The sequence below is a fragment of the Sphingomonas endophytica genome (genome assembly GCF_001476895.1).
GTDB lineage: Bacteria > Pseudomonadota > Alphaproteobacteria > Sphingomonadales > Sphingomonadaceae > Sphingomonas > Sphingomonas endophytica_A.
The window spans coordinates 1-11,887 of sequence record NZ_LDTB01000031.1; the positions used below are offsets into that span (position 1 = coordinate 1).

Below are 11,887 nucleotides of genomic sequence, written 5' to 3' on the forward strand. Positions count from 1 at the left end.
CCCCCCGGCCATCCGACGCGCCTGGGGTACTGCTTTTCGAAAGTTGGCCTTCGGACTCAGCAAGAAATAATCTGGGCGCAATTCCTACCAATCTGATGTGTAATTACGGTTGCCATCGAAGACCGTATGGCGATCACCGGGGGCAGGGCCGTGCATACGACCAAATCGGCGACGTCGCGCTTCTCGCGCCATCAGGAGCGGCGAGCCAGCGCGTTGGCGGATCGATCCACGATGACAGAAGTCCCGGGCGGCGTTTTCCGCATGGGGTCTGACCGCTTCTATCCCGAGGAGACCCCGGTTCGGCGGGTTCGGGTAGACGGCTTCTGGATCGACACCCACCCGGTCACCAATCGGGATTTCGCCGCCTTCGTCGCGGCCACCGGATATCGTACGCTGTCGGAGACCGCCCCTGATCCGCGCGACTACCCCGGCATGGCTTCCGAGTTGGCGAAGGCCGGATCGTCGGTGTTCGTGCCCCCGCCCCGGCTGCACAGCGCCACTGATCATCGCCAGTGGTGGCAGTTCGTCTTCGGCGCGGATTGGCGTCACCCGTACGGCCCGGGCAGTTCGATCGAGGGGCTGGAGGATCATCCGGTCGTGCATGTCGCCCATCAGGACGCCGCCGCCTATGCGCGCTGGGTGGGCAAGTCGCTGCCAACCGAGGCGGAGTGGGAATATGCTGCCCGGGGCGGGCTGGAGCAGGCCGATTATGCCTGGGGCGACGAGCTGGCGCCGCAGGGCCGGCTGCTGGCCAATTACTGGCGGGGCGAATTTCCGCTGGTCCGTGACCAGGCCGATGGCTGGGCGCGGACCTCTCCCGTCGGCTTCTATCCGGCGAATGATCACGGCTTGTACGACATGATCGGCAATGTCTGGGAATGGACCGACGACTGGTACGCGCGCGCCACGCCGCCTGCCCGGTCATGCTGCGTCATCGACAATCCGCGTGGGGCCCCGAAGGGCGAGAGCTATGATCGCGAGGCTCCGGGCGCACGGATCGCGCGCAAGGTCCTGAAGGGCGGGTCGCATCTGTGTGCGGAGAATTACTGCCAGCGTTATCGACCGGCGGCGCGCCATGCGCAGCCCATCGACACCGGGGCGACGCATATCGGCTTTCGATGCGTGTGGCGGCCGAAGCGGCGCGCGGTGGAGCGGCAATAGCCGCGGCGAGGATCACCGACGTCACCAGTAAAGGGGAAATGAGATGAGACGTTCCATGACGGCATTGGCCGTCATCCTGTCGCTCGCCACCGGACAGGCGCAAGCCCAGTCTCAGCCGGAAAAACAGCCCCAGGCAGAGAATCGGTCGTTTAAGGGCAAGATCGGGCGCACGCTGGCGGAGTCGACCGAGGTCTGGCCCGCCCCGGTGCGCGCTCCCGCCGGCGCGCCGAACATCGTCTGGATACTCCTGGACGACGTCGGATATGGCGCGGCCAGCACGTTCGGTGGTGGAATCGCCACGCCGCGGCTGGACGAACTGGCGCAACAGGGCCTGCGCTACACCAATTTCCATACCACCGCGATCTGCGCGCCGACCCGTGCGGCCCTGCTGACCGGGCGCAATAGCGCGTCCGTGCATGAGGCCGGCTTCTCGCACCGCTCTCTTTCGGCGGGCTTTCCGGGGTGGGACGGTCGCCTGCCGTCCACCGCGGGGACGATCGCCGAAATCCTGCGGGATAACGGTTATAACAGCTTCGCGGTCGGCAAGTATGGCGTGACTCCGGACGACGATGCCACCGATGCCGGGCCGTTCGATCGCTGGCCGACGGGTAAGGGCTTCGATCACTTCTTCGGCTTCCTTGGGTCGCAGACCGACCAGTACAAGCCCGATCTGGTTGAGGATCAGGCGCACGTCGCGCCCGATGGACGCCATCTGAGCGAGCAGATCACCGACAAGGCGATCAGCTTCATTGACCGCCAGCAGCGCGCCGCCCCGGCCGGCACAGCGCCCAAGCCGTTCTTCCTCTATTACGCGCCGGGCGCCACCCATGCGCCGCATCAGGTTCCGGCCGAATGGCGCGACCGCTATCGCGGCCAGTTCGACACCGGGTGGGACGTGTATCGCCAGCAGGTGTTCGCGCGGCAGAAGAAGCTGGGCGTGATCCCCGCCAACGCCGTGCTTCCCCGGCATGAACCCACCATCAAGGCCTGGACGAGCCTGAGCCCCGACGAACGCAAGCTCTATGCCCGGTTCATGGAGGTCTATGCCGCCTATCTCAGCTACACCGATGCCCAGATCGGGCGGCTGGTCGACCATCTGAAACAGATCAAACAGTTCGACAATACATTGTTCGTGGTCATGGTCGGCGACAATGGCGCGAGCAAGGAGGGTACGCTGAACGGTGATGTCGACCGCAGCCTGGTTGCGCCGCCGCTGGAAGAGACGGCGAACCTGGCGCACAATCTGGCGCTGATCGACAAGATCGGAACGCCGGAGGGGGTGGAGGTCAATTACCCGCTCGGCTGGGCGCAGGCGGCGAACACGCCGTTCCGCTGCTGGAAGCAGGACGCCAATTGCGAGGGCGGCACGCGCAATCCGTTGATCCTGTCTTACCGCAAGGCGATCACCGCACGCGGTGTCCGCCAGCAATATGGCCATGTCATCGACATCCTGCCGACGACGCTGGAACTGGCCAGGGTCACCGCGCCGACGACGATCCGCGGCATCGCGCAGCAGCCGATCGAGGGAACCTCGCTCGCCTATTCGATTGACGACACGACGGCCCCTTCGCGGCGCCGGACTCAATATTATTACATTTTCGGTGCGCGAGCCATCTATCAGGATGGGTGGAAGGCCTCGCTGGCCGCCTCCCGCTCGTTCAATGCACCAGCAGGAGCGCGGACCGAGACGCCCGTCTGGCGGCTCTATAACCTGGACGCCGATCCCACCGAGCGGATCGACCTGGCGGCTAAGTATCCAACGAAGCTGGCGGCGTTGAAGATCCTGTTCGATCAGGAGGCGCAGGCGCACAACTTGTATCCGCTGATCACCTGGGAAGACGTTCAGAACAGAGCCCGCGCCGCCCGCCAAGGCGGAACCGCGCGCTGATCGCGACCAGGAACGGAAGGACCGGACATGAGGATCGACCCCTTGCCCCTCGGCATCGACGCACCGCCCCCGCCGTCCCGCCATGAGGCCGCGCTGCGCGCGATCTCGGAGGCGCTGGCCGTTCTGGACTATGGGTCGGTCCTCCTCACCGTCCATGCCGGGCGCGTGGTCCAGCTGGACGTGACACGCAGACGCCGCTTCCCGGATTGAGTTTGCCGCGCACCGGGGCTTTCGCGCCTGATACCAAAGCAATCATTGACGTAAATCCTATCGGAAAAGTATAAATTGCATCGAGCGAATGGCCACCGCTCCCGGCATCGTCGGATTTAGGCCCGCGGCTTTTGATCGGGATGCAGCTTGCTCCGCGTCACCAACGGCTAAAGCGCACGATGCCGAGGCGACAGCGCCAGGCTTCGTGTCTTCCCCCTGATGCGTAGGGGAATGTGATGCGACGGATTTCATAGACACCATGTCCGGTTCTGCCCGCAGTGCCTGCGCGCGGGTTTGACGCAGAGCATGATCGAAGGTTCGCGACGGGCGTCGGCCGCAGGGCCGCATCCGATCGGAAGAGGGAGTTCCAGATTTTGTCGTTTTCGACCACCGTTGCGGGCGGACGGCGGAGCCGTGCCCGTTGTCTTGTCCTGATGGCCCTGTCGGGCGCCTCCACGATCGCGGTGTCGGGGGCAACGGCCGCTGGACGGCCGAGCGTGACCGGCCCGTTGATCTCCGTTGCCAGCGATGTCGCGGTCGACCCGTCCACCCGCGCCGCCGCGCCCGACAGCGCAGCGGTTGGCATCGATACAGGCGGCGATGCCGTCGATGCAGGTGGCGATGTCGTGGTCACCGCGCGCCGTCGTCAGGAACGTGCGCAGGACGTCCCCATCGCGCTCAGCGTCGTCAGCGCCGATACGCTGGAGAAGACCGGCGACTTCACCCTGGGCCAGGTGCAGCAACTGGTGCCCAGCCTCCAGATCTTCAGCTTCAATCCGCGCAACACCAACATCAATATCCGCGGGCTCGGCTCCAACGTCGCGGTGACGAATGACGGGCTGGAGAACGGCGTCGGCATCTATATCGACAATGTGTTCTACGGTCGTGTCGGCCAGTCGCAGTTCGATCTGGTCGACCTCGACCGAATCGAGGTGCTGCGGGGTCCGCAGGGGACGCTGTTCGGCAAGAACACCACCGCCGGGGCGATCAACATCACCACTCGCGCGCCGAGCTGGACGACCGAATTTGCGGGCGAAGCGACGCTCGGCAATTACGGCTATCATCAGGTGCGCGGTTCGCTGTCGGGACCGATCGTCGCCGACAAGGTGGCCTATCGCCTGAGCATCGCCGACACGCATCGCGACGGTTTCCTGACCAATGTCACCACCGGACGGCGCGCGCAGGATTACGACAATTTCACCACGCGCGGCCAGTTGCTGATCACGCCCGACCCTGCCTTGTCGATCCGGCTGATCGGCGACTATGCGCGGCAGAAGCAGAATTTCGTGCTGGGCATCTTCGCCGATTATTTCGGCCGCTATGACAGCGGGACGGCGATCCCCAACAATTTCCGCGACCGCACCACGCGCGCGGGACACACGCCGCTGCCCGTCGATCCGTTCGCCCGGCGCGGGGAGTCGGACAGCCGGTATCAGTCCAACATGCAAAGCTATGGCGCGTCGGCGCAGGTCGACTGGAACCTGGGCCATGCGGCGCTGACGTCGATCACCGCTTATCGCTGGTGGGACTGGGATCCGGCAAATGACGGCGACAATACCGCCCTGCCGGTCGTCACCAAGGCGCAGCAGGCGAACCGCCAGCGCCAATTCAGCCAGGAAGTGCGGCTCGCGTCGACCGGGCAGAACCGGATCGATTACGTGATCGGCGCTTATTATTTCTGGCAGATCGTCCGGGGCTATGGCGCGACCGCCTATGGCCCCGCCGCCGCCAACTGGTTCCTGCCGACAGTTCCGGCAGCGATCGGCAATGCCGCGTTATCCGGGTTCGAGTCCCATTCCACCTCCACGCCGCAGACAAGGAGCGTGGCCGCCTTCGGTCAGGCGACCTGGAATGCCTCCGACGCGCTGCAGCTGACGCTGGGGTTGCGCTACACGCATGAGAACAAGGACGGCCGGTTCCGCCAGTTTCCGGTAGCGGGCACCAATCTGTCGACGTTGCCCGCTGCCGCCGGTGCGGCCGCCCAGGCGATCCGCAATCAATTCAACCCGTTTCTCGACTTCACGACCCGGCTGACGGATGACAGCCTCTCAGGGCTCGCGACCCTGTCCTACCGGGTCGCGCCCGATGCCTTGGTCTATGCCTCTTATTCGCGGGGCAGCAAGTCCGGGGGGCTCAACCTCACCGCGCTGCCGACCGGGGTCGATCCCCATGTCCGCCCGGAAAAGGTCGACGCCTATGAGGTCGGTCTGAAGTCGCAGTGGTTCGATCGCAGCGTGACGTTGAACCTCGCCGGTTTCTGGACCGATGTTGCCGATTACCAGACCGGCATCACCGAACAGCAGGCGAATACCGTCACCTATCGCCAATATATCGCGAACATCCCCTCGGTCCGTTCGCGCGGGGTGGAGGGTGACCTGGCCTGGACGCCGGTGCGCCGGGCGGCGCTGAGCGCGTCGTTCAGCTATACCGATGCGACCTATCGCGACTATCGCAACGCACCCCAAGCCCCGGAGCGTCTGGATCGCGGCGGTATTCAGGATTTGAGCGGGCGGCCGCTCGCCGGTGTTCCGACATTCACCTACACGCTGGGCGCCGATCTCGGGCAACCGGTCGGGCAGTGGCTGGAACGCTCGACCGAGCTCTACGGTCATGCCGATTATTCGCACCGCTCCTCGCTCAACACGTCGGCCAGCAATTCGCGCTTCGGCGAGATCGAGGGCTACGGCATCCTCAACCTGCGGATCGGATTGCGCCGCGAGGATGCGCGCTGGGACCTGTCGGCCTGGGTCCGCAACCTGGGCGACACCCGATATTTCCAGACGCTTTCGCCCGGCAACACCGGGCTGGTGACCGGCATCGTCGGCGACCCGCGCACCTGGGGCGCCACCCTTCGCACGACATTGTGAGGATTGGAGCAATGGCCACACTTCACGCATCCCTTTTCACCGCGCCGTCGCGATCCGGCGGCCGCCTTTCTCCGTTGCGGCTGGCGGCCTTTTCGTCGCTCGCCTTGCCGATCTATGCCGCGCAGGGGCCGCTCGCGGTCTATCTGCCTGCCATCTATGCCCAGCATTATGGCCTGCCGCTGGCCACGATCGGGCTGATCTTCCTGCTGGAGCGGATCTGGGGCGCGGTGGCCGATCCGTTGATCGGGATGCTCGGGGATCGCAGCGGGAGCCGACGTGGCTGGATCGTGACCGGCGCGGCCCTCTATGCGGCCGCCGCGGGGGTGCTGTTCTTCCCGCCGCCCGGCTTCGGCGCGATGCTGCTCAGCATCGGGCTGTTCCTGTTCTACCTCGGCTGGTCGATGATCCAGATCCCGTATCTTGCCTGGTCGGGCGAGCTGTCGGACGATTATCATGAGCGGACGCGCATCGCGACCTACGGCACCGTGGCGGGATCGCTGTCGTTGCTGCTGGTACTGGTCCTGCCGACGATCATCGACCAGCTCTATCCCGAGGACGCTGCACTCAAGCTCGCCTCGTTCGGGCTCGTGGTGATCGGCGGCTTGGCGCTTTCCCTGCCGCTCGCCTTCTCGGCGGTCGACGACAGGCCTCGCGCGCGGTCGGCCCGGGCAAGCTTGCCATTCGGCCAGACCCTGATGCTGATAGCGCGGGACCGGTTGCTGTTGCGCGTCATCGCCTCGGATTTCGCGGTCACGACGGGCCAGCTCATCCGCTCGGCGCTGATCGTGTTCTTCGTCGGCGCCTATATGGGCCGACCCGACTGGGCGAGCGGACTGTTCCTGTTCCAGTTCGTGTTCGGCATCGCCGCCGGTCCGATCTGGATGCGGATCGCCGCGCGGCTGGGCAAGCATAGGACCGCGATCCTGGGCGAACTGGTGCAGGTGGCGATCAACCTTGGCCTGTTGCTGGTCACGCCCGCGCGATTTCCCCTGCTGCTGGCGCTGACACTGGCGCAGGGACTGGCGCAGGGATCGGGCAATCTGATGCTGCGCGCGATCGTCGCCGATGTCGCGGACAAGCACCGGTTGCAAACCGGGGCTGACCGCACGACCCTTTTCTTCTCGGTGTTCAGCCTGACCAGCAAGGCCGGGATGGCCGCCGCCATCGGCATTGCCCTGCCGCTGGTCGCCTGGTTCGGCTTTTCGCCGACCGCTCCGAACACGCCCGCGGCGCTCGACGGACTGCTGTATGTCTTCGCGCTCGGCCCGGCGCTGGCCCACCTGATGTCCGCTGCCTGCCTCTACGGCTTTCCGCTCGGCCAGGCAGAACAGGAACGCATCCGCCGCGCGCTGGCCGCGCGGGCCGGCTGACCCACCCCTTATCACACCCGTCAACGACGAAGAAGGAGACTGTCATGACTGCTCTTGTACACAGGTTCGTCAATGCCGCCGACGCCGAAAGCCCGCTGGAGATCCATCCGGTCGCCGGGCGGATCGGGGCCGAGATCCGTGGCATCCGGCTGGGCGGCGATCTCGACCCGGTGACCGTCGCGGCGATCCAGGCCGCGCTCAACCGGCACAAGGTGATCTTCTTTCGTGCGCAGCATCTGAGCGATGCGGAGCATGAGGCCTTCGCCGCGCTGCTCGGCGATCCGGTCGCGCATCCGACCGTGCCCGTGGCGGAAGGATCGCGCTATCTGCTCGATCTCCATTCCAAGGAGGGCTATGCCGCGTCGAGCTGGCACACCGACGTTACCTTCGTACCCGCTTATCCCAAGGCGTCGATCCTGCGCGCGCTGGTCGTGCCGGAGGCGGGCGGCGACACCGTCTGGGCCAATGGCGCGACCGCCTATGAGGAACTGCCGGAAGCGCTACGCACCCTCGTCAACGGGCTGACGGCGGTTCACAGCAACGATTACGACTATGCCGAGGTGCTGGGCCGCTCGTCCCAGGCGCAGGAGGAACATCGCAAGGTCTTCACCTCGACCGTCTACGAAACCGAGCATCCGGTGGTCCGTGTCCATCCCGAGACCGGCGAGCGGTCGCTGCTGCTCGGCCATTTCGTCAAGCGCTTCGTCGGGCTGAACAGCGCGGACTCGCAACGGCTGTTCGCGATCCTGCAGGATCACATCACCAAGCCGGAAAATGTCGTCCGCTGGCGCTGGCAGGTGGGGGATGTGGCGATTTGGGACAATCGGGCGACCCAGCACCGCGCTGTCGCCGATTTCGGGGTGCAGCCCCGCCACCTCCGCCGCGCGACCGTGGCGGGGGATACACCGCGCGGCATCGACGGCACCGAGAGTCGCGCCGTCAAACCCGCGGCGGGCACCCCTGCCGTTCCGGCTCCGGCTGCCGCCTGATGATGCGGCCCGCCCGGACTGTCCGGGCGGGCCATAACGTCGAAGGGCTCCGTCAAACCGACTGCGCCGTCTAGGAAAATCATGTTTCGGTCGCCTACCTGCCCTGGCGTAACGGGACCGCTTCGGCAACGCGGCGGCTGGATCGAAACAGCCTTTTGCGCGTCCCGATGCGGAACTGTAACGGGTTCTTGACGCTCGAACCCGGCGCGTTCGTCGGGAGCGCCGACGATGCGGGATCGTCGAAGCGAAAGGAACAACGACCATGAAGACAGCGATCGTCACCGGCGCAACCTCCGGGATCGGCCGCGCCACCACGCGGGCGCTGGTCGATGCGGGATGGCAGGTGATCGCGACCGGTCGCCGGGCGGATCGACTGAAGGCGCTGACCGATGAACATGGTGAGCGCGTTCATGCCGTCACCTTCGACATTCGCGACGATGCCGCACGCGACGCCGCGCTGGATGCCTTGCCCGAGCGATTCCGGGGCATCGACCTGCTGGTCAACAATGCCGGCCTCGCGCTCGGCACGGCGCCGGCACAGAATGCCGATCTCGCGCAATGGCGCACGATGATCGACACCAACGTCACGGCACTTGTCGCCATCACGCACCGGCTGTTGCCCGCGATCATCGCGCGCAAAGGGGCGATCGTGAACATCGGGTCGGTCGCCGGGAGCTATCCCTACACCGGCGGCAACGTCTACGGGGGCACCAAGGCGTTCGTGGAGCAATTTTCGCTGAACCTGCGGTCGGATCTCCACGGTACCGGCGTTCGCGTCAGCACCATCCAGCCTGGCATGGTGGAAACCGAGTTCACGCTGGTGCGCACGGGCGGCGACCAGAAGGCGTCCGACACGCTTTATGGCGGCTCCGCTCCGATGACCGCCGATGATATTGCCGCTACGGTACTGTGGATCGCGACGCTACCGCCGCATCTGAACATCAATCGCCTCGAATTGATGCCGGTTAGCCAATCGCTTGCCGGATTTCAGGTGGCGCGAAACAGCTGAATTGACGCTGCCGATGTAAGTGCACCGTGGCGGCAGCGAGTGATGGCGGGGCAGGGCAGTTCCGCGCGCTGCCCCGGGACAAGCCGCCCGGTCGGTTCGGCTTCTTCGATCGGTCGCCTCAGGCGATCAGGCGGGCGGTGCTGCAACCTGCAGAACGTGGACTACCTGCTTCCCGTGCATATGATCGACATCCGCGACGAGACCGTATGGCTTTGGTGGTACAGGTTCGATCCGCTGTTCGCCTTCAGAGATCCAGGCGCATCCGGTGGAGAGGCTCGTATCAGACCGGCGGTACGGGCGAATATATTCGGCGTACGGGATCGCTAACGAATGGCGATGCTGACGAAGCCGGCAGTTTCCTGCGCATTGGCGACATGCCCGGCCGCATGCGCATGGGCAGCACCGACGCGGATTGTGGCGCGTTCGCCCCAGCGCGCCGACCAACCGAACTCCAAGTCCAGCTCGCGCACCCGCGGTTTCAGATCGATTGTGGTCGCGGCATCGGTGGACCTGGTGTGTTCCAGGTCAAAGGCGACTGCCTTCAGCACCGTTGGCCGGGCTCGATCGACGCGGAGCGGTGAGGACAGTCCCAGCGTGGCGACGCCGCCGAAGAGCGGATGGGCACCGCTGATCCCGAAAGCGGTCGCGAGCAGCGGGCGAGGGAAGCGGAGCAGGTCCGAACCCCCCGCGACATGGGTGCGGACGACGGTGGCTCGGGCGGTCAGATCGACGCCGGAGAAGCGACGTTGCGCAAGCAAGGTCGCCACCGTGCTGCGCGCGCCGGCGATGCCGATCGACGGACCGCCGCTCAACCCGAGGATCCGGCCGCGTTCGTGGAGCGTGCCTAGTTCCGCGCCGAGTCCGACCGGCGTCGTCACCCTGACCTGACGTATCGACGCACGACCGTCGCGGGCGTCGCCCCTTGCGACCGACGCCGACCAGCCGTGCCCATCCCATGACAGGAACAGGCCAGTGGGCGTGGCGAGCACCGCGCGTAACGGCGTTCCCGCCATGCCGGCGGTGTCGTCGAGCGCGACCTGCGCCGCCAGTGTGAGGTGCTGGCCCGGTGCGGGCGCGACACGGACGACCGCCGGGGCCATCGGGCGGACGCTGCCCCAGGCGCCGATCGTGTCGCCGGTCAGCCCGAACCGGGGTGCGTCGGCGAGCGGCGGCGAAAGTGAGACGCCGGTCAGGTTGATCACGCGCAGCCCCGACCCCATGCGGTGAAGACCGGTCGCCCCGCGCATCGCGAAATCGCGGCCGTAACGATCGGTGACGGTCATCGTGCCGACGGCGTCCCATAGTCCGCTGCCGGCACCGAAGGGCGCGGATAACGTCAGTGACGAGAAGCGCGTCAGGACCGCCTGCGCGGCGACGAAGGAACTGGCGGGAGCTTGCGCCTGCATCGCCTTGGCGACGTTGAGCAATCCCGCGCCATAGACCGGGTCGACGCCGGGCGCGCCGGCATCGGTGGCAGTGTCGAGCAGGATGCGCGCGATGGTGGCGCCGCCCAGTTGCGGCCAATATTGCTTCAGAAGTGCCGCCGCCCCGGCGATGGCTGGCGCGGCGAAGCTGTTGCCGGTGACGGTCGTCGTCGCACCGGTCGCATCGATCGCGGCGATGCCGTTTCCCGCAGCGGCCAGCATCCGATCGGCAAGCGCGCCCGGATCGCCGTTGCCGTCGCGCGGCGCGCCTTTGGCATCGACCGCAACCGCGTACAGGAACCAGCGCGCATTGCTGCGGTCGTTGCCGACCAGTGCCTGCGCGATGCCGGTGCTGACGCCGTCGTCGCTGTTGGGAAGCGCCTGCACGACCAGTCGGTCGGCGGCGCGCACTTCGTTCATCGCGGCATGGAGATCATCGGCGAGCGCGCCCTCGGCCGCGCCGTCCAACGCCAGCACGCTGACGAACGCGTTCTTGCCGACCGCATAGCGCAACGCCGCCGGGATCAGGAACGAGTTGGGGACGGTCCCTTCCGGCACGGTGCGGCCGGTGGCGGTCAGGTCCGGTGCCACGATCTTGAGCGCCAGCAACGTCGCGTCGGGGGCCATGCCGTGCGAACCCGCGCCGTCGCGCGCGCCCAGGGCGATCGCCGCGACCGCGCTGCCGTGCCCGACGCGGTCGTCGATCGGGAAGGGAGCGACGGTCTCGACGGGGCAGGTGGCGCAGCGCGCGACGGTTTGTGTGAAACCGGTGCTGTCAGCCGAGAGACGGCCGGAAAATTGGGTCGATCCGGTCGCGACCCCGCTGTCGATCACCGCAATCGTCACGCCCTTGCCGGTGATGCCGCGATCATAGGCAAAGGCGGCGTTCGCGAGCGACGGTGCGGCGGAGGCGCGATATTCCGCGCTGTCCGCCGCCGAACTCGTCGGCGCGGGTGTGGGGACCGGGGT

Annotated in this window: 8 protein-coding genes; 7 read left to right on the forward strand and 1 reads right to left on the reverse strand. The window is 66.4% G+C overall.

Going from position 1 to position 11,887, the window contains the following annotated elements; translation table 11 throughout:
- Positions 1-231 precede the first annotated feature (231 nt).
- The 7 genes from NS334_RS09565 (at position 232) to NS334_RS09595 (ending at position 9,494) form a co-directional block, all read left to right on the forward strand.
- Positions 232-1,161 carry a formylglycine-generating enzyme family protein gene (locus NS334_RS09565; RefSeq protein ID WP_058755754.1) on the forward strand — a complete coding sequence of 310 codons (930 nt, stop codon included), beginning with the start codon at positions 232-234 and terminating at the stop codon, positions 1,159-1,161.
- A gap of 43 nt (positions 1,162-1,204) precedes the next feature.
- Positions 1,205-3,049, forward strand: coding sequence for an arylsulfatase (locus tag NS334_RS09570; protein WP_058755748.1), 1,845 nt, complete (start codon positions 1,205-1,207; stop codon positions 3,047-3,049).
- A gap of 27 nt (positions 3,050-3,076) precedes the next feature.
- Positions 3,077-3,259: a YezD family protein gene (locus NS334_RS09575; RefSeq protein WP_058755749.1), complete on the forward strand. Its 183-nt coding sequence runs from the start codon at positions 3,077-3,079 to the stop codon at positions 3,257-3,259.
- Positions 3,260-3,693: 434 nt separating this feature from the next.
- Entirely contained in the window at positions 3,694-6,126 is a 2,433-nt protein-coding gene (locus tag NS334_RS09580; RefSeq protein ID WP_058755750.1) for a TonB-dependent receptor, read from the forward strand.
- 11 nt (positions 6,127-6,137) lie between these two features.
- The gene (locus NS334_RS09585; protein ID WP_058755751.1) at positions 6,138-7,496 is read left to right on the forward strand and encodes an MFS transporter; all 1,359 of its coding nucleotides are present in this window, start codon (positions 6,138-6,140) and stop codon (positions 7,494-7,496) included.
- 44 nt (positions 7,497-7,540) lie between these two features.
- Positions 7,541-8,485, forward strand: coding sequence for a TauD/TfdA dioxygenase family protein (locus tag NS334_RS09590; RefSeq protein ID WP_058755752.1), 945 nt, complete (start codon positions 7,541-7,543; stop codon positions 8,483-8,485).
- Positions 8,486-8,747: 262 nt separating this feature from the next.
- Positions 8,748-9,494 (forward strand): SDR family NAD(P)-dependent oxidoreductase, encoded by a 747-nt coding sequence (locus tag NS334_RS09595; RefSeq protein ID WP_058755753.1) that lies wholly within the window; start codon positions 8,748-8,750, stop codon positions 9,492-9,494.
- A 323-nt stretch (positions 9,495-9,817) separates the two neighbouring features.
- Here NS334_RS09595 and NS334_RS09600 read toward each other — a convergent pair.
- Positions 9,818-11,887: S8 family serine peptidase (locus NS334_RS09600; RefSeq protein WP_342585539.1), on the reverse strand; the 2,070-nt coding region annotated here is incomplete at its 5' end.

What these genes read in the sequence shown, in the direction of transcription:
- NS334_RS09565 (WP_058755754.1), top strand. Translation starts at nt 232, where the DNA reads ATGACAGAAGTCCCGGGCGGCGTTTTCCGCATGGGGTCTGACCGCTTC.
- NS334_RS09570 (WP_058755748.1), top strand. Translation starts at nt 1,205, where the DNA reads ATGAGACGTTCCATGACGGCATTGGCCGTCATCCTGTCGCTCGCCACC.
- NS334_RS09575 (WP_058755749.1), top strand. Translation starts at nt 3,077, where the DNA reads ATGAGGATCGACCCCTTGCCCCTCGGCATCGACGCACCGCCCCCGCCG.
- NS334_RS09580 (WP_058755750.1), top strand. Translation starts at nt 3,694, where the DNA reads ATGGCCCTGTCGGGCGCCTCCACGATCGCGGTGTCGGGGGCAACGGCC.
- NS334_RS09585 (WP_058755751.1), top strand. Translation starts at nt 6,138, where the DNA reads ATGGCCACACTTCACGCATCCCTTTTCACCGCGCCGTCGCGATCCGGC.
- NS334_RS09590 (WP_058755752.1), top strand. Translation starts at nt 7,541, where the DNA reads ATGACTGCTCTTGTACACAGGTTCGTCAATGCCGCCGACGCCGAAAGC.
- NS334_RS09595 (WP_058755753.1), top strand. Translation starts at nt 8,748, where the DNA reads ATGAAGACAGCGATCGTCACCGGCGCAACCTCCGGGATCGGCCGCGCC.